The organism is Roseateles saccharophilus (assembly GCF_031458095.1).
In the GTDB taxonomy this organism is placed as follows: domain Bacteria; phylum Pseudomonadota; class Gammaproteobacteria; order Burkholderiales; family Burkholderiaceae_C; genus Pelomonas; species Pelomonas saccharophila_A.
Genome location: NZ_JAVDXU010000003.1, coordinates 655,183 through 675,975 on the forward strand (window position 1 = coordinate 655,183; position 20,793 = coordinate 675,975).

The window sequence follows — 20,793 nt, forward strand, 5'->3', positions numbered from 1 at the left end:
GACGATGTTCAACGTCTCCCGCTGGTCCATCGCCAACCCGGTGCCGGCCATCATGCTCTTCATCATGCTGACGGCGGCCGGCCTCTACGGCTTCAAGCAGATGAAGATCCAGCAGTTCCCCGACATCGAGCTGCCCACCATCGTCATCAGCGCCTCGCTCCCGGGCGCCGCGCCCGCGCAGATGGAAACCGAGGTCGCCCGCAAGATCGAGAACTCGGTCGCCACGGCCACCGGCGTCAAGCACATCTACACCAAGGTGCAGGACGGCATCGCCACCGTCACCGTCGAGTACCGGCTGGAGAAGCCGTTGCAGGAGGCCCTGGACGACACCCGCGACGCCGTCGCCAAGGTGCGCGCCGACCTGCCGGCCGACCTGCGCGACCCGGTCATCACCAAGATGAACCTGTCGGGCATGCCCATCCTGACCTACACGGTCTCGAGCAACCGCATGGACGACGAGGCCCTGTCCTGGTTCGTCGACAACCAGGTTGCCAAGCGCATGCTGGCCGTGCGCGGCGTGGGCTCGGTGGCCCGCGTCGGCGGCGTCAGCCGCGAGCTGCGCGTGGAGATCGACCCGGCCCGCCTGCTGGCCCTGCGCGTCAGCGCGGCCGATGTGTCGCGCCAGCTCAAGCAGGTGCAGCAGGAAGCCCCCGGCGGCCGCGCGACGCTGGGCGGCGCCGAGCAGTCGCTGCGCACCATCGCCACCGTGCAGACGGCGGCCGAGCTGGCCGCGATGAGCATCCCGTTGTCGGACGGCCGGCACGTCCGCCTGGACCAGGTCGCCACGGTCAGCGACACCCTGGCCGAGCGCCGTGCCGGTGCCTTCCTGAACGGCAAGGCCGTGGTCGGCTTCGAGATCGTGCGCGCCAAGGGTGCCGGCGAGGTGGACGTGGCCGAGCGCATCCGCGCCGCACTCGAGGAGCTCAAGGCCGCCCATCCCGACATCACCGTCACCGAGGCCTTCAACTTCGTCGACCCCGTCATCGAGAACTACAACGGCAGCCTGTCGCTGCTGCTGGAAGGTGCCCTGCTGGCGGTGCTGGTGGTGTGGTTCTTCCTGCGCGACTGGCGCGCGACCCTGGTCAGCGCCACCGCCCTGCCGCTGTCGGCGATCCCGGCCTTCCTGGTCATGCACTGGATGGGCTTCACGCTCAACGTCGTGACCCTGCTGTCGCTATCCCTCGTCATCGGCGTGCTGGTAGACGATGCCATCGTCGAGATCGAGAACATCATGCGCCATCTGACGATGGGCAAGACGCCGCTGGAGGCGGCCCGCGAGGCCGCCGACGAGATCGGCCTGGCCGTCATCGCGACGACCTTCACGCTGATCGCCGTCTTCCTGCCCACCGCCTTCATGAGCGGCGTGGTCGGCAAGTTCTTCGTGCAATTCGGCTGGACGGCCTCCATCGCCGTGTTCTTCTCCCTGGTCGTCGCCCGCATGCTGACGCCGATGATGGCCGCCTACATCCTCAAGCCCCCCAAGAAGGCCCACAAGGAGCCCTTCTGGATGGCCAGCTACATGAAGACGGCGCGCTGGGCCTTCACGCACAAGGGCAAGACCCTGGCCATCGCCGCGGCCTTCGGCGTGGCGGCCTGCGCACCGCTGTTCATGGGTGCCATCCCCGGCGCCTTCATCCCGCCGGATGACTTGAGCCAGACCCAGATCAGCATCGAGCTGCCGCCGGGCAGCACCTATGAGCAGACGGCGGCCATCGCCGAGCAGGCGCGCGCCGCCGCGGCCGCGCACAAGCAGGTCAAGCTGGTCTACACGGCCGTGGGCGGCGGCAATGCCGGTGGTGACCCCTTTGCGATGAGCGGCGCCGCCGAGGCCCGCAAGGCCACGCTGACGCTGAACCTGACGCCGCGCCATGAGCGCCGCGGCATCAGCAAGCAGCAGATCGAGCGCGAGCTGCGCGAGAAACTGGAGGGCATTGCCGGCGCCCGCATCAAGGTGACCTTCGGCGGCTCCAATGACAAATACCAGCTCGTGCTGGCCGGCGAGGATGGTGACGCCCTGGCCGCCCATGCCGCCAAGGTCGAGAAGGAGCTGCGCGGCCTGTCCGGCATCGGTCAGGTGACCAGCAGCTCCAGCCTGCAGCGCCCCGAACTCATCGTGCGCCCCGACGCAGCGCGTGCGGCCGACCTGGGCGTATCCACGGCCGCGATCGCCGACACGCTGCGCATTGCGACGGCCGGCGACTACGACCAGTTCCTGCCCAAGCTCAACCTGTCACAGCGCCAGGTGCCCATCGTCGTGCGCCTGCCCGACGCTGCCCGCGCCGACCTGGCCCTGCTCGGCCAGCTGACCGTGCCCGGCGCGCGCGGCCCGGTGCCCCTGCAGCAGGTGGCCGACCTGACCATCACCAGCGGCCCGGCCCAGATCGACCGCTTCGACCGGCTGCGCAACGTCAACTTCGAGATCGAGCTCAACGGCATGCCGCTCAGCGAAGTGCAGGCGGCCGCCGCGGCCCTGCCCAGCATCGCCAACCTGCCGCCGGGCATCAGCAAGGCAGAGATCGGCGACGCCGAGGCCTTTGCCGAGCTGGGCCAGGGCTTTGCGCTGGCCATGGGCACGGGCGTGGCCTGCATCTACATCGTGCTGGTGCTGCTCTTCCACGCCTGGGTGCAGCCGGTGACCATCCTGGGCGCCCTGGTGCTGTCCATCCCGGGCGCCATCCTGGCCCTGTTCGTGACCGGCACCGACCTTTCAATGCCGGCCATGATCGGCATGATCATGCTGATGGGCATCGCGACCAAGAACTCCATCCTGCTGGTGGAGTACGCCATCGTCGCCCAGCGCGAGCAGGGTCTCTCCAGGCTGGACGCGCTGCTGGACGCCTGCCACAAGCGCGCCCGGCCCATCGTCATGACGACCCTGGCCATGGGCGCCGGCATGATGCCCATCGCCCTGGGCTTCGGCACCGACCCGAGCTTCCGCGCCCCCATGGCCGTCGTCGTCATCGGCGGGCTCATCACCAGCACCTTCCTGAGCCTGCTGGTGATCCCGGTGCTCTACGAGGTGGTGGACGATTTCATCCAGCGCGTGAGCCGCAAGCGTGGCAAGGCACAGGTGGAAGCGGCGCCTGCCTGAAGATCAGCCCGGCGGCATGTCAGCGTCGTCGACATACTCGCCGGCCTCATCGAGGCCGCGCGTGCCGACGATGAGGTAGGAGCAAGGCTGGGCCGAGCGGTTGGAGACGGTGTGGCCATTGCGCACGCCGGCGGGCCAGCAGGCCGAATCGCCGGGGTGCAGCGTGTGGGCGCCATCGTCCTCCGTCACCGTCACCTCGCCGCTGACGACGAAGAGATATTCATCGACATGGCGATGCCAGTGGCGGATCGACGCCTTGGCACCCGGCTGCAGGACCTGCAGGTTCACGCCGAACTGCGTGAGGCCGCCGGCGTCTGCGAGGCGGGCCGTGTCGACGCGGCCCCAGCCGGGCTTGGAATTCGTTTCGACGGGAACGGCGGCTTTGCGGACGATCATGAGGTGGCTGCGAGTGGATGGCGGCCCGGCGACAGCCGGGCGCGCACCATAGCGCAACCCGGCCTCAGCTCAGCCTGAACACCGCCACCGACTGGGAAAGTTCGTCGGCCTGTTGCTGCAGGCTCTGGGCCGCAGCGGCCGACTCCTCCACCAGCGCGGCGTTCTGCTGCGTCATCTGGTCCAGACGCGAGATGGCCTGGCCGATCTGGCCGATGCCGGTGCTCTGCTCGCTGGTGGCATGGCTGATCTCGGCCACGATGTCGGACACGCGGGCGATGGAGGCATTGATCTCCTTCATCGTCTCGCCGGCCTGGGTGACCAGGGCCGAGCCGCTGTCGACGTTCTCGGTGCTGCGCGTGATCAGGGCCTTGATCTCCTTGGCCGCTTCCGCCGAACGTTGGGCCAGGGTGCGCACCTCGGCCGCGACGACGGCAAAGCCCCGCCCCTGCTCGCCGGCACGCGCCGCCTCCACGGCCGCGTTCAGGGCCAGGATATTGGTCTGGAAGGCGATGCCGTCGATGGTGCCGATGATGTCGCTGATCTTGTGGGACGAGCTGCTGATGCGGCCCATGGTGGCGACCACCTCGCTGACTACCTCGCCGCCGCGGCGCGCCACCTCGGCGGCGTCACCGGCCAGCTTGTCCGCCTGGCGCGCCGACTCGGCGTTGTGCGTGACGCTGGCCGTCAGCTCCTCCATCGCCGAGGCCGTCTCCTGCAGATTGGACGCCGCCTGCTCGGTGCGCGAGCTGAGGTCATGGCTGCCGACCGCGACTTCCTTGGACGCGTGGGCGATGCTGTCGGTGGCCCCGCGCACCTGGCGCACGACGGTCACGAGGGAGTCCTGCATCGTCGCCAGGCCCCGCATCAGCTTGGCCGTCTCGTCGCGGCCGCGGGCCTGGACCTCGCCGGTCAGGTCCTGGCGCGAAATGCGCTCGGCCGCGGCGACGGCGCGCTGCAGCGACGTCAGGATGGACTTGGAGTTGGCATGCAGCAGCAGGGCCAGCACCGCGACGGCCCCCACCAGCAGCGCGATCAGCCCGGTGCGTGACGAGGCAAAGCGCGCGTCGATCTGCGCGATCTGCTGCTCGGAGTTTTCGTCGATGAGCTTGGTCAGTGCCGCGAGCTCCTTGTCCAGGGTCCGCACCGGCCCCTTGACGGGCTCCATGCCCTTGTTGGCCTCGGCCGTGTCGGGGAACTCGCCCTTGGCAACGCGTTCGGCGAAGGGCTGGAAACCCTCACGGTAGGCTTTCAGCGCGCGCTGCGACTCCGCGACGGCCGCCAGGATGTCCTTGTTCAGCTGCAGGCCGGCCACCTTGTCCAGGGCCGCGCGCGCCTTGACCTCGGTCTCGTCCCATTCCTTGCGGTATCTGGCGACAGCCACCGCGTCGGCCATGTTGATCAGGCTGTCCTTCTCATAGCGCCGCAGATTGCCGACGGCGGCACGCGCGCTGGACAACTGGGCCAGGGCTTCCACGTCGTTGTCGACGAAGCGCTTGAGCAGGCCGCTGGCGTCGGACTGGGCCATCAGGCCGGAGCCGCCGATCAGCAGCATGCCCAGGCCAGCCAGCACGCCCACGGCGGCCAGCCTTGCCCGGATCGGGAATTGGTTCATGTCGATCATGGCAACCTCCTCACCCCTCCGTTGGGATGGGGAAGCGTAGCCATTTCTGATCGATTTGGGTTAGTTGGTGGCCCAAATCTCACGCATGGCGGCCTCGAAGGCATCCCCCACCCGGGTGGGGGCCCGCCAGGGCCGCGCCCGGCCGGCCACCCAGACCGACTGCCAGGGCGAGCCATTGCTGCCGAAGACGACGGCATCCAGCAGGGCTTCGTCGGGCAGGCCGCGCAGGGCGTCGGCCTCGCGGTTCAGCACCAGGCAGTCCGCCCGGGCACCCGGCGTCAGTCCCCAGGCCGTGAAGCCGGCCGCCCGGGCGCCGCCGTGGACCGCAGCGTCGAAAAGCCGGGCCGCGCTGGACGGCTGGCTGCCCGGCGCCGACGCGACGTTGCGCTGGCGCAGGACGAGGCGCTGGCCGTATTCCAGCCAGCGCACCTCCTCCACCCAGCCGCGCGTGACCTGGCTGTCGGAGCCGACCGTCAGCGGCACGCCGCCCGCCAGCCAGCGCGGCAGGTCGGCCAGGCCGTCGCCCAGATTGGCCTCGGTGCCCGGGCAGATGACGACGCCGGCGCCGCTGCGGGCCACGGCCTCGATCTCGGCCGGCTCGGCATGGGTGGCGTGCACCAGTTGCCAGCGCGGGTCCAGATGACCCTCGTCGGCCAGCCACTGGATGGGCCGGCGGCCGGTGGCCTGGAGGCAATCGGACACCTCAGCCGTCTGCTCGGCCACGTGGATGTGGACGGGCAGATCGGCCGCGCCGACGAGGTCGCGCAGACGGGCGATGTCCTGGGGCGAGGCGCCGCGCAGCGAATGCAGGGCCACGCCGGCATTCACGCGCGGCAGGCCCGCGGCCATGATGCGCTGGCTTGAGCGCCAGACCCAATCGGCGTCGGCGGCGAAGCGGTGCTGGTCGGGCCTGAGACCGTCGGCCGCAAAACCGCTGCGGGTGTAGACCACGGGCAGCAGGGTCAGGCCGATGCCGACTTCCTCAGCGGCCGAAGCCAGGGCCCAGGCCATGTCGAGCTCGTCGTCGAAGGCCTGGCCTTGCGCAGGGTGGTGCAGATAGTGGAACTCGCAGACCTGGGTGTAGCCGCCGCGCAGCATCTCGGCATAGAGCTGGCTGGCCACCGCGTGCAGCTGCTGGGGCGAGATGCGCAGGGCCAGGGCATACATGCGGTCGCGCCAGCTCCAGAAGTCGTCCTGTCCCGCCTCGCGGCGCTCCGCCAGGCCGACGAAGGCGCGCTGGAAGGCGTGGCTGTGGGCGTTGACGAGGCTGGGGATGACGGGGCCGCCCAGCTTCTCGGCATCGGCAGGCGCCGGCAGGTTGACGGTGATGTCGGACCAGCAGCCATTGGCGTCGACGCTGAGCAGCACATCGCGCTGCCAGCGGCCGTCCACCCAGGCCAGGGCGGCATGAAGGCGCTTCAAGGCTGCCATGCCAGCATCTCCTTGAGCATCTTCTCGATCAGCGGCGTGACCTGGGCCGCGCGCGCTTCGTCATAGGCCGTGCGCGGGTCGGCGGCCTCGTCCATATAGCAGCGTTGGCACATCTCCAGCTGCACCGCATGCCAGCCCTCGGCGGGGCGGCCGTAATGGCGGGTGATATAGCCGCCCTTGAAGCGGCCGTTGACGACCTGGCTGAACTGGCTCTGGCCAGCCAGCAGCGCGCCCAGCCGGGCCGTGATGGTGGGAGCGCAGGCGGCGCCGTCGGCCGTGCCGAGGTTCAGGGCCGGCAGCTCGCCGTCGAACAGCCACGGCAGCACGGAGCGGATGCTGTGTCCCTCGAAGAGCATGGCCCGGCCATGCTCGGCCCGCAGCCGCGTCAGCTCGGCCGCCAGGGCCTCGTGATACGGCCGCCAGTAGGCCTCGACCCGCGCATCGACATCGGCCGCGCCGGGCTCGCCGCCGTCGCGGTACAGAGGCTCGCTGGTGAAGAAGCGCGTCGGCACCAGGCCGGTGCCGCCCGAGGCGCCGGGGTAGAGGGGTGCGTCATCGGAGGGACGGTTCAGGTCGATGACATAGCGGCTGTAGCGCGGCACGATGAGGCTGGCACCAAGCGCTTCGGCCAGCGGGCGGTACAGGCGCTCCAGATGCCAGTCGGTGTCTTCGCTGGCCAGGGCGCGCGGCACGAAGCGGTCGTGCAGCTCGGCCGGGATCTCGGTGCCCGCATGCGGCAGGCTGATCAGCAGCGGCGCGCGGCCCTGCCGAAGTTGAAACACGCTCATGCTTCTCCCTGTCTTCTTCCCTGGAAGACCCGCTCTGTCAGCGGGTTATGTCCAAAGCATGCTGCCAGCTCGCGCGGATGCGCGCTATCCCAGACACAGAAATCGGCGCGCTGGCCGGCCACCAGCTGGCCGCGATCGCGCAGGCCGAGGGCGCGGGCGCCGTTGACGGTCAGGCCGCGCAAGGCTTCCTCGGGTGTCAGCCGGAACAGCACGCAGGCCATGTTCAGCATCAGCAGCGGCGACAGCGTGGGCGAACTGCCGGGGTTGTGGTCGGTGGCAATGGCGATGGGCACGCCGGCTTCGCGCAGCGCCGCGATCGGCGGCAGCTGGGTCTCACGCAAGGCGTAGTAGGCGCCCGGCAGCAGCACCGCCACGGTGCCGGCCTCGACCATGGCCTGGATGCCGGCAGGGCTGAGGTATTCGAGATGGTCGCAGCTCAGCGCGCGATAGCCGGCGGCCAGCTGGGCGCCGCCCTGGTCGCTCAACTGCTCGGCATGCAGCTTGACGGGCAGGCTGAGGCGCCTGGCCGCGTCGAAGACGCGCGCCACCTGGGCCGGGCTGAAGGCGATGTTTTCGCAGAACGCATCCACGGCATCGACGAGGCCGGCATCGAACAGATCCGGCAGCCATAGGCAGACGGCAGCGATGTAGTCGTCGGCATCGGCGAACTCAGGTGGCAGCGCGTGGGCGGCGAGATAGGTGGTGCGCACGTCGACGCCCAGCCCAGCCAGCTGGCGCGCGACGCGCAGCATGCGGGCTTCGGTGGGCGCTTCCAGGCCATAACCGGACTTCACTTCCAGCGTCGTCACACCTTCGGCCATGAGAGCCTGGGCGCGCTTGCGGGCGGAAGCCAGCAGGTCGGCCTCTCCGGCGGCACGCGTGGCGGCCACCGTCGACTTGATGCCGCCGCCAGCCCTGGCGATGTCGGCATAGCTGGCGCCATGCAGGCGCTGCTCGAACTCATGGGCGCGGCTGCCGCCGTAGACGAGATGGGTATGGCAGTCCACCAGGCCGGGCGTGACCAGGGCGCCGCGCAGCTCGACGACCTCGTCGGCCGCCGGTGCCTCGGCGCCCGTACCCACCCAGCGCAGCACCCCGTCCTCGACGAGCAGGGCGCCGTCCTCGATGAGACCCCAGCCGCTGTCGCCGGCCAGCGTCGCCAGCAGGCCGCCGCGCCAGAGCCTGGAGCCCTTCACTCGCCGCTCCAGGTCAGCCACCAGGCGTTGCCCTCGCCGGTGAAGACGCAGCTCTGGGCCACGGGATCCTCGCACCAGGCCAGGGTCAGCGGCGCCATCGGCATGGCGCGGTGGCCATGCTCGAGCAGGCCGCCGCTGACGGTGAACAGGCCGACCCAGGGCGTCCTGGGCAGCAGCACATGGTGGGCCGATTCGACCTCCAGGTTGCCGCGCCTTTCCATCACGTTGAAGACCTCGGTCTCGCCCTTGATGAGTTCGGCCTCGGGGGCCAGCCCGCCGTCGAAGCGCAGGGGCTCATCGCCCACGCTCTGCGGCCAGTCGAACAGGCGCAGGCCCGAGCCGCGGATGACGGCCAGCCAGCGATGCACACCGGGGAAGGCCGAGAACGGCCCGTCGCGTTCGACGCGTGCAACGCTGATGCGCAGCGCCCAGTCATGGGCGTGCGGCCAGGCCAGCAGCTCCCGCGTCGTGCCGCCTGCGTTCTTCCAGGCCTGCGGCTGCACATCGGCCGCACTGACCCTGCTCCAACTCATGTTCTTTTCCTTGCGCTCAACCCCGTCGTGCGGGGACGGAGCATTTTCCGCAGCTCCATGCGGCTCGTCTCATGCCGCGAAGCTCCCTTGCAATTGGTAACGTACACCCGGGTGGGTCAGTTTCACGCTGGTTACGGCCACGCCGCGGCTGTAGGTGATGCGTTTGACGACGAGGCAGGGGTCGCGGCGGTTGATGCCGAGCAGCTTGGCCTCGACCTCTCCGGGCAAGGCTGCCTCGATCATGTAGCGCGCCTCGGACAGCGGCGCCACGTCCAGCAGATAGTGGGTCGGCGTGATGCGGGTGAAATCCTGCGCCAGGTAGTCGGGCGCGCAGGCCGGGTTGACGGCGCGCTCCTCGCACTGGATGGCGATGCCATTCTCCAGGTGCACGATGAGGCTCAGGAAGACCGGCGCGCCGCGCTTGAGGCCGAGCTCCGCCGCCTGCTGGGGCGTGGCCTTGCCGCGGGTCAGGGCGTGCACGCGCGCCTCGTGGCTGCCGCCGCGCTCGACGATCTCCTCATGCACGTCGCGCACATTCAGTGTCGACGAGATGCGGTGCAGCTGGGCCACGAAGCTGCCCACACCCTGCACACGCTCGATCAGGCCTTCCTGCACCAGCTCGCGCAGGGCCCGGTTCACCGTCATGCGGCTGACTTCGAACTGGGAGACAAGAGCACCCTCGCTCGGCAGCAGATCACCCGCCACCCAGTGGCTGCTGGCGATGCCTTCGCGCAGATGGTTCTTGACCTTGAGGTATTGCGGTTCTGGGCTGGTGGCGGATCGCGGCATGGTCGGCATCCTAGTTGACTTGACTTGTATAGACAACTAGAGTCCGCCCACTTCGTCGGAGAACTCCCATGACCGCCCTGCCCCGCCCCGTGAAGGCCCCCACCGGCACCCAGTTGCACTGCAAGAGCTGGCTGACCGAAGCGGCCTACCGCATGATCCAGAACAACCTCGATCCCGCCGTGGCCGAGAACCCGGACGCCCTGGTCGTCTATGGCGGCATCGGCAAGGCGGCGCGCAACTGGGATGCCTTCGACGCCATCCTCAAATCGCTGCGCGAGCTGAACGACGATGAAACCCTGCTGGTGCAGTCGGGCAAGCCGGTGGGCGTGTTCCGCACCCATCCGGATGCGCCGCGCGTGCTGCTGGCCAACTCCAATCTCGTGCCGGCCTGGGCCAACTGGGAGCATTTCCACGAGCTGGACCGCAAGGGCCTGATGATGTACGGCCAGATGACGGCCGGCAGCTGGATCTACATCGGCAGCCAGGGCATCGTGCAGGGCACCTACGAAACCTTTGCCGAGGCCGCGCGCCAGCACTACGGCGGCGTCGCCAAGGGCCGCTGGGTGCTGACGGCCGGCCTGGGTGGCATGGGCGGCGCCCAGCCGCTGGCGGCCACCTTCGCGGGCTTCTGCTCGCTGAACATCGAGTGCCAGCAGTCGCGCATCGACTTCCGCCTCAAGACCCGCTACGTGGACGAGCAGGCCTTCGACCTCGACGACGCGCTGGACCGCATCGCCAGGTACACCGCCGCCGGCGAGGCCAAGTCCATCGCGCTGCTGGGCAATGCGGCGCGCCTGATTCCGCAGCTCGCCGAGCGCTGCAAGCAGGGCACGGCCATCAAGCCCGACCTCGTCACCGACCAGACCTCGGCCCACGATCTGATCAACGGCTATCTGCCGGCCGGCTGGAGCGTCGAGCAATGGAAGGCCGCAGCAAGCGACCCGGCCCAGCACGCCGAGCTGAAGGCCGCCGCCGCCAAGAGCTGCGCCGACCACGTGAAGGGCATGCTGGCCTTCCAGCAGATGGGCATCCCGACGGTGGACTACGGCAACAACATCCGCCAGGTCGCCAAGGACGAGGGCGTGGCCAACGCCTTCGACTTTCCCGGCTTCGTGCCCGCCTATGTGCGGCCGCTGTTCTGCGAGGGCAAGGGCCCCTTCCGCTGGGTGGCCCTGTCGGGCGATCCCGAGGACATCCGCAAGACCGATGCCAAGCTCAAGGAGCTGTTCCCGCAGCACGCGGCGCTGCACCGCTGGCTGGACATGGCCGCCGAGCGCATCGCCTTCCAGGGCCTGCCGGCACGCATCTGCTGGCTGGGCCTGGGTGAGCGCCACCTCGCCGGCCTGGCCTTCAACGAGATGGTCAAGAACGGCGAACTGAAGGCGCCCATCGTCATCGGCCGCGACCACCTGGACAGCGGCTCCGTCGCCAGCCCGAATCGCGAAACCGAAGGCATGAAGGATGGCTCGGACGCCGTCTCCGACTGGCCGCTGCTGAACGCGCTCTTGAACACCGCCGGCGGCGCCACCTGGGTGTCGCTGCATCATGGTGGCGGCGTCGGCATGGGCTACTCCCAGCACTCGGGCGTCGTCATCGTCTGCGATGGCACGGACGCGGCCGCCAAGCGCATCGAGCGCGTGCTGTGGAACGACCCCGGCACCGGCGTCATGCGGCATGCCGATGCCGGCTACGAATCCGCCGTCGCCTGCGCCCAGAAGAACGAACTCAATCTCCCGTCGCTATGAAACTCATCCCCGGACAACTGACGCTGGCCCAGCTCGCCGACATCGCCGCCGGCCGCGCCGCGCTGCAGCTCGATGACTGGAGTGCCGTCGACAAGAGCGCCGCGCTGGTGGCCGCCGCTGCGGCAGGCGACGCGCCGGTCTACGGCGTCAACACCGGCTTCGGCAAGCTGGCCAGCACCCGCATCGCCAAGGACCAGCTCGCCCAGCTGCAGCTCAACCTGATCCGCAGCCATGCGGTCGGCGTCGGCGCACCGATGTCGCCCGAGGTCATGCGCCTGATGCTGGCCACCAAGGCCGGCAGCCTGGCGCGCGGCTTCTCGGGCGTACGCCGCGAGGTCGTGCAGGCGCTGCTGGACGCCCTCAACGCCGGCTTCGTTCCCTATGTGCCCTGCCAGGGCTCGGTCGGCGCGAGTGGCGACCTGGCGCCTCTCGCACACATGACGCTGGCGCTGATGGGCGAAGGCGAAGCCCTGGTTGCGGGTCAGCGCGTGTCGGCCCGCGACGAACTCGCCCGCCTGGAGCTCAAGCCCCTGACCCTGGCCGCCAAGGAAGGCCTGGCCCTCATCAACGGCACCCAGGCCAGCACGGCCCTGGCCCTGCATGCCCTGCTGCGCTTCGAGGGCCTGTTCGCCACCGCCTTGTCCAGCGGCGCGATGACGCTGGATGCGGCCCGCGGCAGCGACGGTCCTTTCGACGCCCGCATCCACGAGGTGCGCGGCCAGCCCGGCCAGATCGAGGTCGCCGGCGTCTACCGCGAACTGCTCGCCGGCAGCGCCATCCGCGCCAGCCACCGCGAGGGTGACGAGCGCGTGCAGGACCCCTATTGCCTGCGCTGCCAGCCCCAGGTCATGGGCGCCTGCCTCGACCAGGCCCGCCACGCCGCCCAGGTGCTAGTGCGCGAGGCCAATGCGGTGACGGACAACCCGCTGGTGTTCGAAGACGTGATGGTCTCGGGCGGCAACTTCCACGCCGAGCCGGTGGCCTTTGCGGCCGACAACCTGGCCCTGGCCATTGCCGAGGTCGGTGCCATCGCCGAGCGCCGCATCGCCATGCTGATCGATCCGGCCATCTCGCGCCTGCCGCCCTTCCTGACGGCCGACGCCGGCCTGCACAGCGGCTTCATGATCGCCCACGTGACGGCCGCGGCCCTGGCCAGCGAGAACAAGAGCCTGGCCCACCCGGCCAGCGTCGACAGCCTGCCGACCAGCGCCAACCAGGAGGACCATGTCTCCATGGCCACCTTCGCCGCGCGCCGCCTGCACGCCATGATCGACAACACGGCCCATATCGTCGCCATCGAGATGCTGGCCGCGGCCCAGGGCATCGACTTCCTGCGCCCGCTGCAGAGCTCGGCGCCGGTGGAAGCCCTGCACACGCGGCTGCGTGCCGACTGCGCCAGCAGCCCCGCCGACCACTACCTGGCGCCCGACATCGAGCGCGCCGCGGCCCTGGTGCAGGCCGGCGTGCTGGTGTCGCCCCATGCGCCGCGCTTCGATGCCTGAATGACTTCCGGCGGCGCCAGCCGCCCTCGTCTATCTTGGCGGCATGCGCCCCTTCATCGCCGCCCTGCTGCTGGGCCTGTTCGCCGCGTCCAGCCAGGCGGAGACGACCCTGCATTTCGCCATCGACCTGACGGCCGAGATCGCCGCCGGCCGCTTCGACCCGGCCCGTGACCGCCTCGGCCTGCGCGGTGGCGCAGCGCCGCTGAGCTGGGACCGTTCCCTGCTGGCCGAACCCGGCGGCAAGCCGGGCCGCTATCGGCTGCAACTGACCCTGCCCGACGATGCGACCGGAGGCCAGCCGCTGGCCTACAAATTCCGCATCGAGCGAGGGGCCGGTCAGGACGGCAGCGAGGGCTGGGAGCCCGGACGCAACCACGCCCTGCTGCTCAATGGCGGGCAAGTCATGGTCGCGCGCCTGTTCGGCGCGCCGGCCGGCGACGTGCCGGTCTCGCGCGTGGGCCGCATCGAGCGCCTGGGCGTCGTGGCGTCCACGCATGTGAGCCCACGTGAGGTGCAGGTCTGGCTGCCGCCGGGCTATGCCGAGCATGCGCAGGCGCGCTACCCGGTGCTCTATCTGCACGATGGCCAGAACGTCTTCGACGCCCAGGCCGCCGGCAGCGAATGGCAGGTGGACGAGGCGGCGCAACGCGGCGTGGCGTCGGGCCGCCTCAAGCCCTTCATCGTCGTCGCCGTGTCCAGCAATGAAGCGACGCGCATGGACGACTACACGCCGACGGTGATGACGCTGTCGGCCGAACGCCTGGGCAAGCAGGCGGCGGAGCGGCGCGGCGGCGGCGCGGCGGCCTATGCCCGCTTCCTCGTCGAGGAGCTGAAGCCCGTCATCGACGCGCGCTACCGCACCCAGCCAGGCCCGGCCGACACGGCCGTGGGTGGCTCGTCGCTGGGCGGTCTGGTCTCGATGTGGCTGGCCCTGCACCGGCCCGAGGCCTTTGGCGCGGCCCTGGTCGTCTCGCCCTCGGTCTGGTGGGACGACCGTTTCTTGTTGCGCGACGTGGCCGCCACGACGGCCGCGCCGCGGCCACGGCTGTGGCTGGACATGGGGGTCCAGGAAGGCGACCAGGCGGTGCAACTCGCCCGCGAGCTGAACGATTCGCTGCGCCGGCGGGGCTGGAGCGACGGCGCGCTGCGCTTTGTCGAAGACCCCAGCGGCCGCCATGACGAGGGCAGCTGGGCGCGCCGCGTGCCGGCGATGCTGGACTTTCTGTACCGGGCGGACGCTCAGTAACGTCCAGCAGCACCTGCCACACGCAGGAAGACATAGGCGAACCACACCACGACCGCCCGGTGCATCAGCGCGCGCAAGCCGGTGCCGGCGCGCTCGCCAACACGTTGCGACACCGCAATGGCCATCTCGATCTCGCCCGCCAGCCGGCTCGCGAAGCCGGCGTCCTGCACGACGACATTGGCCTCCAGGTTGACGAGCAGGGACAGCGGGTCGATGTTGGAGCTGCCCACCGTCGCCCATTGCCCGTCGACGACGGCGACCTTGGCATGCAGAAAGGCCGGCGTGTACTCGTAGATCTCGACGCCATGGCCGAGCAGGTCGGCGTACAGCGCCTCGGCCGCCCAGCCGGCCAGCCGATAGTCCAGCTTGCCCTGCAGCAGCAGGCGTACACGCACGCCGCGGTCGGCCGCCCTGCGCAGGGCCTGGCGGATGCGCTGGCCGGGATAGAAGTAGGGGCAGATGATGTCGACGCTGGCGCGGGCCCCGCGGATGGCGTCGGCGTAGGCATGCTCGATGGTGCGGCGGCGGCGCAGGTTGTCGCGCAGCACGAAAGCCGCGCTCACGGGCCGCAGCCTGGATACCGGCTCGGCCAGGCGCTGCGGGCCGCGCCAAAGCTGGGTCAGCCACAGGCCGAAGCGGCGGCGCAAGGGCACATAGTCCAGCAGCGCGTCATCGAACTCGCGACCCAGCCAGGCGCGCGACCAGATCGAACGCACGCTCTGCGCCACCAGGTCGACCAGGCCGCCGCGAAGCTGCACCGCGAAATCCAGCCGCGGCAGTTCGCTGCGGCCGTGATGGATGTCGAAACGATCATCGATGACATTGATGCCGCCCACGAAGGCGATGTCGCCATCGACGACGCATAACTTCTGGTGCAGACGGCGCAACTGGCCCGGCTGGAACCAGCGCCACCAGCGGTCCATGGGCCGGAACACGGCCAGAGCCACGCCACTGCCGGCAAAACGCCCGCGCAGGCTGCGGATGCTGCCATTGCTGCCGAAGCCGTCCACGACGACGCGCACCCGCACGCCGCGCCGGTCGGCCGCGATCAAGGCGTCCGCCAGGGCGAGCGACGTCTCGTCGTCGTGAAAGATATAGGTCGCCAGCCAGATCTCACTGCCGGCGTGACGGATGGCGGCCAGCATGCGCGGGAAAAGCTGATCGCCGCCACGCAACAGCTCGACCTCGTTGCCGCCGACGAAGCCGGGATCGACGGCATGGTGCCGGCGGCGCCGCTTCGTGCCGAGTCGCCTCATTCCAGCGCCAGTTCCACCACCAGGGGCAGATGGTCGGACATGCGGGCCCAGCTGGGCCCGCGCGGCACCTGCACGCCGGTGCAGCGCAGGCCCCGCATATAGACGCGGTCCAGCGCGAACACCGGCAGGCGCGATGGGAAGGTGGGCGCCCGAGCCCGCCCGTGCGGCGCCGTGGCGCGGCGCAGGCCGTGGGCACGCATGGGCGTGTCCAGGCGCTCGCCCCAGTCGTTGTAGTCGCCGGCCACAAGGAAGGGCGCGCCCTCGGGCACGTTGTCGCGCACAAAGGCGGCGAGGCGGTCGACCTGGCGCATGCGGCTGGAATGGATCAAGCCGAAATGCGCCACGACCACATGCACGACCGTGCCATGCCAATGCACCGGCACATGCAGCAGGCCGCGTTGCTCCAGGGAGTGGTCCGACACGTCGTGGTGGCCGATGTCGCCCATGGGCCAGCGCGACAGCAGGGCGTTGCCGTGTTCGCCGAACTTGGTGATCGCGTTGGTGCGGTAGGCCACCTCATAGCCTTCGGGCGCGAGGAACTCGGCCTGGCCTTTTTCCGGCCAACCGAACCAGGTGCGGTCGAAATAGGCCGCCTCGCGATGGTGGAAGAGGCGCACCTCCTGCAGGCAGACGAGGTCGGCGTCCAGGGCCTCGACGCCCATCTGCAGGTTGTGGATCTCCAGGCGCTTGGCCGGCCCCAGGCCGCGCACGCCCTTGTGGATGTTGTAGGTGGCCACGCGCAGCACTTCGCCGGGCGGATGGGGGGTGGGGCGGGCGACGGATCTCATGGCATCTCAGCGGTGCCCGGCCGCCCGAAACCGCTGAACACCCCCTCGGGGGGCAGAGAACGGAGTGAGCGTGGGGGTTTCATAAGGTGGCGGCGCTGAAGCGCGGCAGCTGCAGCACGGCTTCGGCGTTGGACGGTGAGAAGCAGCGGTCGGCCGCCTCATGCCAGGGCAGCCAGAGCCACGATAGATGCTCGCGCGGCGCCAACGTCGGCGTCAACTTCCCGGGCAGCTGTAGGCCGAAGACGTGTTCGGTATTGCGCGTGACGCCCGGCGCATAGCGATGCCGCCAATGCGGGTAAATCTCGTAAACATTGGCGAGGTTCCAGTCGCGCAACTCGCCCCCGACGGCGGCGATGTCGAAGCCGGTTTCCTCCAGCACCTCACGGCGCGCGGTCTCGGCCAGGTCCTCGTCGGGCGTGTCCTTGGAGCCGGTGACGCTCTGCCAGTAGCCGGGATGGTCGGCCCGCTCGATCAACAGCACCTGCAGATCGGGCGTGTGGATGACGACGAGGACGGACTCGGGGATCTTGTAGGGCTTGGCCAACTGCATGGCCAAAGCATAGCCCTGGGTCAGCCGCCCTGGGCCTTGCGGCGTGCCACCTCGGGCGGCAGCTCCTTGGCCTGCAGCTCGCGCACCTGGGCGACGAGCTGGTTGTGGGCGTCCAGGAAGGCTGCGGCGATGACCTTGCCCTCGTTGGAATTGCTCCAGCCCGCGCCCGCCGCACCGCCGAGCTTGCCGAGCACGGCGCCGCCCACGCCCAGGTCGGCGACCTCGACCGAACCGGTGGACGCAGCCACCTGCTCGGTGGTCTCGTTGTCGGTCAGCAGCAGGGCCGCCTGGGCCTGCTTGAGCTTGACCTGTTCGGCCGCACCGACGAGCTTGTTCAGATAGGGAATGGCCTGCAGGATGCCGCCGATCTGGCGGCCGGCGTCCTGCTCGCTGAAGGTCAGGCTGGGCGTCAGGCTGTATTGGGCCTCATAGCCCTTGCCCTTGCTGACCGTGTTGCCCTGCTGGCGCAGGATGCCGGCTTCCTTGAGCTCCTGCTCGCGCACCGTGGCCTTGAGGCCGGCAGCACGGTCGACGACGCGGAAGCAACCGCTCTGCTGGGCCAGCAAGCGCACCAGGGGCACGGGGCTGGAGGGCAGCTGGTAGCCGGAATAGGCATAGCCGTTGGGGTTTTCGACCAGGGCCAGGGTCGCGACCGGCGCGTCGCACTTGACGAGCTCACGGCTGGCCTTGTGGGCGCCGGCGGGGCCGGCCGAGCCGCTGATGACCGACCCGCCGTCACCGAGCGTGGTGGACGACTTGCCGCAGCCTGCGATCAGCAGGACGGTGGCGATGGCCAGAAGGGAGCGGACGGGGTTCATGCGGGTCACCAGAGGAAGAGACGCGAGAGTCTGCCCCCGCCATGGCTCCGCCATGCCCTAGGAATGGGGGACATCCCCCCGGAGCAGGGGCGTAAAAAAGCCCCACCGGGGTGGCGCTCTCATCGGGGCAAGACGAATCAGGCCGACGGCGTCGCGTTGCGCAGACGGATGTGCAGTTCGCGCAATTGCTTCTCGTCGACCAGGGACGGGGCGCCGGTCAGCAGGCACTGGGCGCGCTGGGTCTTGGGGAAGGCGATGACGTCGCGGATGGACTCGGCCTTGGTCATCATCGTGACGATGCGGTCCAGGCCGAAGGCCAGGCCGCCGTGCGGGGGCGCGCCGTATTGCAGCGCGTCCAGCAGGAAGCCGAACTTGATGCGCTGGTCTTCCTCGCTGATGTTCAGCGCAGCAAAGACCTTGGCCTGCACCTCGGCGCGGTGGATACGCACCGAACCGCCGCCCAGTTCCCAGCCGTTGAGCACCATGTCGTAGGCCTTGGCGATGCACTTGCCCGGGTCCGACGTCATCAGGTCCTCGTGGCCGTCCTTGGGCGCCGTGAAGGGGTGGTGAACGGCCGCCCAGCGGTTGTTCTCCTCGTCGTGCTCGAACATCGGGAAGTCGACCACCCACAGCGGCGCCCACTTGTCCTCGAACAGGCCGTTGGTCTTGCCGAACTCGCTGTGGCCGACCTTCAGGCGCAGCGCGCCGATGGCGTCGTTGACGACCTTGGCCTTGTCGGCGCCGAAGAAGATCAGGTCGCCGTCCTGGGCGCCGGTGCGCTTGAGGACTTCGGCGACGGCTTCGTCGTGCAGGTTCTTGACGATGGGCGACTGCAGGCCTTCGCGGCCCTTGGCCACTTCATTGACCTTGATCCAGGCCAGGCCCTTGGCGCCGTAGATCTTGACGAACTCGGTGTAGGCGTCGATCTCGCCGCGGCTCATGGACGCGCCACCCGGCACGCGCAGCGCGACGACGCGGCCGCCCGGCGTGGTGGCCGGGCCGGAGAAGACCTTGAAGTCCACCGTCGTCATGGCGTCGGTCAGCTCGGTGAACTCGAGCTTGACGCGCAGGTCGGGCTTGTCGGAGCCGAAGCGGTGCATGGCTTCCGCGTACTTCATCGTCGGGTAGTCGCCCAGTTCGACGTTGAGCGCCTTGCGGAAGACGTGGCGGATCATGCCCTCGAACATCGAGCGGATCTCTTCCTCGGTCAGGAAGCTGGTCTCGATATCGATCTGCGTGAACTCGGGCTGGCGGTCGGCGCGCAGGTCCTCGTCGCGGAAGCACTTGGTGATCTGGTAGTAGCGGTCAAAGCCCGACACCATCAACAGCTGCTTGAACAGCTGGGGCGACTGCGGCAGCGCGAAGAAGTGGCCGTCATGCACGCGGCTGGGCACGAGGTAGTCGCGCGCGCCTTCCGGCGTGCTCTTGGTCAGCATCGGGGTCTCGATGTCGACGAAACCATGCTCGTCCAGGAACTTGCGGACTTCCATCGCGACGCGGTAGCGCAGCATCAGGTTGTTCTGCATGTACGGGCGGCGCAGGTCCAGCACGCGATGCGTGAGGCGGGTCGTCTCGCTGAGGTTTTCCTCGTCGATCTGGAAGGGGATGGGCACCGACGGGTTCAGCACCTCGATCTCGTGGCAGAGCACTTCGATCTTGCCGCTGACGAGGTTGGCGTTCTCGGTGCCGGCCGGGCGCGCGCGCACCTTGCCGACGATCTTGAGGCAGTACTCGCTGCGGACGTCTTCGGCGATCTTGAAGCTGTCGGCGCGGTCGGGGTCGCAGACGATCTGCACCAGGCCTTCGCGGTCACGCAGGTCGATGAAGATGACGCCGCCGTGGTCGCGGCGGCGATGGGCCCAGCCCATCAGGGTCACGGTCTGGTCGAGCAGCTTTTCGCTGACTTGGCCGGCATAACAGGTACGCATGGGATTTCTCCGAATTCTTTTTCAGGGGTGTTCTTGGGGCGCTGGCGAGCTCGCTCGGCTCTCAGGATTGAACGCCTGCCGGGGCGCTCAACCCAGCTAATTTCGGCCCGGCTGGTTCAGCACCTCAGCCAGCGGCGCATCCGGATGCGGCATGGGGGCGACGGTGCCCATGGAGATGATGTATTTCAGCGCCTCGTCCACCGTCATGTGCAGAGGCTTGACGTCAGCGCGGGGCATGATGAGGAAGAAGCCCGAGGTGGGGTTGGGCGTCGTCGGCACATAGAGGCTGACATGTTCCTGCGCCAGGTGGCAGGCCACTTCGCCGCTGGGCGTGCCGGTGACGAAGGCGATCGTCCAGGAGCCCTCACGCGGATACTGCACCAGCACGGCCTCGCGGAAGGCGTTGCCGCTGCTGGAGAACAGCGTGTCCGACACCTGCTTGACCGAGCTGTAGATGCTCTTGACGATGGGGATGTGGGACATCATCCGGTCCCACTGCGTCAGCAGCCACTGGCCAAAGATATTGGCGACGAAGACGCCCGTGGCCAGCAGGCCGCCGGCCAGGATGACCAGGCCCAGGCCAGGCACATGCTGCAGCGCCCGGATGCCTTCGCCCCAGGCGCTGGGCATGACCAGGGCCAGCGCAGTGAGCAGCGAGCCGAAAACGCCATTGACGACGTCCAGCACCTGGGCCAGCACCCAGATGGTGATGGCCAGCGGCAGCCAGACCAGCAGGCCGGCGACCAGATATTTGCGAAGTGAGGCGCCCACGTTGTCCCGTTCAGTGGCAGGCGCAGGAGCCGCCGCAGGGGGTGGAAGACGGCGATGCCGAGGCTTCAGCCTTGGGGGCATCGCCGCCAGCCGCCGCCGGGGCTGCAGCAGCACCCGTCGCAGCAGCGGTGGCGCCGCCCTTGAAGTCGGTCGCATACCAACCGGAGCCCTTCAGCTGGAAGCCGGCGGCGGTGATCTGCTTGGAAAAGCTCTCTGCCGAGCAGGCCGGGCAGGTGGTCAGCGGCGCGTCGGACAGCTTTTGCAGCACGTCCTTGGCGTGGCCACAGGCGCTGCAGCGATAGGCGTAGATCGGCATGGCGAGGTCTTCGGGGGCGAAAAGCCCG

Annotated in this window: 18 protein-coding genes; 4 read left to right on the plus strand and 14 right to left on the minus strand. The window is 69.3% G+C overall.

Going from position 1 to position 20,793, the window contains the following annotated elements; all coding sequences use genetic code 11:
* The first annotated feature begins 4 nt into the window (after window positions 1–4).
* The gene (locus J2X20_RS21965; protein ID WP_310269491.1) at window positions 5–3,091 is read left to right on the plus strand and encodes an efflux RND transporter permease subunit; all 3,087 of its coding nucleotides are present in this window, start codon (window positions 5–7) and stop codon (window positions 3,089–3,091) included.
* Window positions 3,092–3,094: 3 nt separating this feature from the next.
* Here J2X20_RS21965 and J2X20_RS21970 read toward each other — a convergent pair whose 3' ends face one another.
* The 7 genes from J2X20_RS21970 to hutC form a co-directional block, all read right to left on the minus strand.
* Window positions 3,095–3,487, minus strand: coding sequence for a cupin domain-containing protein (locus tag J2X20_RS21970; protein ID WP_310269495.1), 393 nt, complete (start codon window positions 3,485–3,487; stop codon window positions 3,095–3,097).
* A 64-nt stretch (window positions 3,488–3,551) separates the two neighbouring features.
* Window positions 3,552–5,108 (minus strand): methyl-accepting chemotaxis protein, encoded by a 1,557-nt coding sequence (locus J2X20_RS21975; protein WP_310269498.1) that lies wholly within the window; start codon window positions 5,106–5,108, stop codon window positions 3,552–3,554.
* Window positions 5,109–5,168: 60 nt separating this feature from the next.
* Window positions 5,169–6,539 (minus strand): formimidoylglutamate deiminase, encoded by a 1,371-nt coding sequence (gene hutF / locus J2X20_RS21980; protein WP_310269501.1) that lies wholly within the window; start codon window positions 6,537–6,539, stop codon window positions 5,169–5,171.
* Window positions 6,527–7,327 (minus strand): N-formylglutamate deformylase, encoded by an 801-nt coding sequence (gene hutG / locus J2X20_RS21985; RefSeq protein WP_310269505.1) that lies wholly within the window; start codon window positions 7,325–7,327, stop codon window positions 6,527–6,529. Before hutG ends, hutF begins: the two co-directional genes overlap by 13 nt.
* Window positions 7,324–8,523, minus strand: coding sequence for an imidazolonepropionase (hutI, locus tag J2X20_RS21990; protein WP_310269508.1), 1,200 nt, complete (start codon window positions 8,521–8,523; stop codon window positions 7,324–7,326). Before hutI ends, hutG begins: the two co-directional genes overlap by 4 nt.
* Window positions 8,520–9,056, minus strand: coding sequence for a HutD/Ves family protein (locus tag J2X20_RS21995; RefSeq protein ID WP_310269513.1), 537 nt, complete (start codon window positions 9,054–9,056; stop codon window positions 8,520–8,522). The genes hutI and J2X20_RS21995 overlap by 4 nt, the downstream gene beginning before the upstream one ends.
* 69 nt (window positions 9,057–9,125) lie before the next feature.
* Window positions 9,126–9,845 (minus strand): histidine utilization repressor, encoded by a 720-nt coding sequence (gene hutC, locus J2X20_RS22000; protein ID WP_310269517.1) that lies wholly within the window; start codon window positions 9,843–9,845, stop codon window positions 9,126–9,128.
* Between the two features lie 68 nt (window positions 9,846–9,913).
* On the opposite strand from hutC, the gene hutU reads away from it, so the two are divergent.
* Genes hutU through J2X20_RS22015 form a run of 3 tightly spaced genes read left to right on the plus strand, consistent with a single transcriptional unit; the run spans window position 9,914 to window position 14,338 of the window.
* Window positions 9,914–11,590: a urocanate hydratase gene (gene hutU, locus J2X20_RS22005; RefSeq protein WP_310269520.1), complete on the plus strand. Its 1,677-nt coding sequence runs from the start codon at window positions 9,914–9,916 to the stop codon at window positions 11,588–11,590.
* Entirely contained in the window at window positions 11,587–13,092 is a 1,506-nt protein-coding gene (gene hutH, locus J2X20_RS22010; RefSeq protein ID WP_310269524.1) for a histidine ammonia-lyase, read from the plus strand. Before hutU ends, hutH begins: the two co-directional genes overlap by 4 nt.
* Before the next feature lie 43 nt (window positions 13,093–13,135).
* Window positions 13,136–14,338, plus strand: a complete 1,203-nt coding sequence (locus J2X20_RS22015) for an alpha/beta hydrolase (protein WP_310269527.1) — start codon at window positions 13,136–13,138, stop codon at window positions 14,336–14,338.
* Here J2X20_RS22015 and clsB read toward each other — a convergent pair.
* The 7 genes from clsB to J2X20_RS22050 all read right to left on the minus strand — a co-directional run bounded on the left by clsB (window position 14,332) and on the right by J2X20_RS22050 (window position 20,765).
* Window positions 14,332–15,594 (minus strand): cardiolipin synthase ClsB, encoded by a 1,263-nt coding sequence (gene clsB / locus J2X20_RS22020; protein ID WP_310269530.1) that lies wholly within the window; start codon window positions 15,592–15,594, stop codon window positions 14,332–14,334. The genes J2X20_RS22015 and clsB overlap by 7 nt on opposite strands.
* The gene (locus J2X20_RS22025) at window positions 15,591–16,382 is read right to left on the minus strand and encodes an endonuclease/exonuclease/phosphatase family protein (protein WP_310269533.1); all 792 of its coding nucleotides are present in this window, start codon (window positions 16,380–16,382) and stop codon (window positions 15,591–15,593) included. Before J2X20_RS22025 ends, clsB begins: the two co-directional genes overlap by 4 nt.
* A gap of 79 nt (window positions 16,383–16,461) precedes the next feature.
* Window positions 16,462–16,932 carry a dihydroneopterin triphosphate diphosphatase gene (gene nudB, locus J2X20_RS22030; RefSeq protein ID WP_310269536.1) on the minus strand — a complete coding sequence of 157 codons (471 nt, stop codon included), beginning with the start codon at window positions 16,930–16,932 and terminating at the stop codon, window positions 16,462–16,464.
* A gap of 20 nt (window positions 16,933–16,952) precedes the next feature.
* Complete coding sequence (locus J2X20_RS22035) at window positions 16,953–17,750, minus strand: CsgG/HfaB family protein (protein WP_310269539.1); 798 nt, start codon at window positions 17,748–17,750, stop codon at window positions 16,953–16,955.
* Between the two features lie 137 nt (window positions 17,751–17,887).
* Window positions 17,888–19,678, minus strand: a complete 1,791-nt coding sequence (aspS, locus tag J2X20_RS22040) for an aspartate--tRNA ligase (RefSeq protein WP_310269542.1) — start codon at window positions 19,676–19,678, stop codon at window positions 17,888–17,890.
* Between the two features lie 96 nt (window positions 19,679–19,774).
* The gene (locus J2X20_RS22045) at window positions 19,775–20,449 is read right to left on the minus strand and encodes a DUF502 domain-containing protein (RefSeq protein WP_310269545.1); all 675 of its coding nucleotides are present in this window, start codon (window positions 20,447–20,449) and stop codon (window positions 19,775–19,777) included.
* A gap of 10 nt (window positions 20,450–20,459) precedes the next feature.
* Window positions 20,460–20,765 carry an FmdB family zinc ribbon protein gene (locus J2X20_RS22050; RefSeq protein ID WP_310269548.1) on the minus strand — a complete coding sequence of 102 codons (306 nt, stop codon included), beginning with the start codon at window positions 20,763–20,765 and terminating at the stop codon, window positions 20,460–20,462.
* Between the last annotated feature and the right edge of the window lie 28 nt (window positions 20,766–20,793).

Excerpts from the sequence above, each read along its gene's own strand:
- hutC (WP_310269517.1), bottom strand. The coding sequence starts at position 9,845 with ATGCCGCGATCCGCCACCAGCCCAGAACCGCAATACCTCAAGGTCAAG.
- hutH (WP_310269524.1), top strand. The coding sequence starts at position 11,587 with ATGAAACTCATCCCCGGACAACTGACGCTGGCCCAGCTCGCCGACATC.
- J2X20_RS21970 (WP_310269495.1), bottom strand. The coding sequence starts at position 3,487 with ATGATCGTCCGCAAAGCCGCCGTTCCCGTCGAAACGAATTCCAAGCCC.
- J2X20_RS21995 (WP_310269513.1), bottom strand. The coding sequence starts at position 9,056 with ATGAGTTGGAGCAGGGTCAGTGCGGCCGATGTGCAGCCGCAGGCCTGG.
- J2X20_RS22015 (WP_310269527.1), top strand. The coding sequence starts at position 13,136 with ATGCGCCCCTTCATCGCCGCCCTGCTGCTGGGCCTGTTCGCCGCGTCC.
- hutG (WP_310269505.1), bottom strand. The coding sequence starts at position 7,327 with ATGAGCGTGTTTCAACTTCGGCAGGGCCGCGCGCCGCTGCTGATCAGC.
- J2X20_RS22035 (WP_310269539.1), bottom strand. The coding sequence starts at position 17,750 with ATGAACCCCGTCCGCTCCCTTCTGGCCATCGCCACCGTCCTGCTGATC.
- J2X20_RS21975 (WP_310269498.1), bottom strand. The coding sequence starts at position 5,108 with ATGATCGACATGAACCAATTCCCGATCCGGGCAAGGCTGGCCGCCGTG.
- aspS (WP_310269542.1), bottom strand. The coding sequence starts at position 19,678 with ATGCGTACCTGTTATGCCGGCCAAGTCAGCGAAAAGCTGCTCGACCAG.
- clsB (WP_310269530.1), bottom strand. The coding sequence starts at position 15,594 with ATGAGGCGACTCGGCACGAAGCGGCGCCGCCGGCACCATGCCGTCGAT.
- J2X20_RS21965 (WP_310269491.1), top strand. The coding sequence starts at position 5 with ATGTTCAACGTCTCCCGCTGGTCCATCGCCAACCCGGTGCCGGCCATC.
- hutU (WP_310269520.1), top strand. The coding sequence starts at position 9,914 with ATGACCGCCCTGCCCCGCCCCGTGAAGGCCCCCACCGGCACCCAGTTG.
- J2X20_RS22050 (WP_310269548.1), bottom strand. The coding sequence starts at position 20,765 with ATGCCGATCTACGCCTATCGCTGCAGCGCCTGTGGCCACGCCAAGGAC.
- J2X20_RS22025 (WP_310269533.1), bottom strand. The coding sequence starts at position 16,382 with ATGAGATCCGTCGCCCGCCCCACCCCCCATCCGCCCGGCGAAGTGCTG.
- nudB (WP_310269536.1), bottom strand. The coding sequence starts at position 16,932 with ATGCAGTTGGCCAAGCCCTACAAGATCCCCGAGTCCGTCCTCGTCGTC.
- hutF (WP_310269501.1), bottom strand. The coding sequence starts at position 6,539 with ATGGCAGCCTTGAAGCGCCTTCATGCCGCCCTGGCCTGGGTGGACGGC.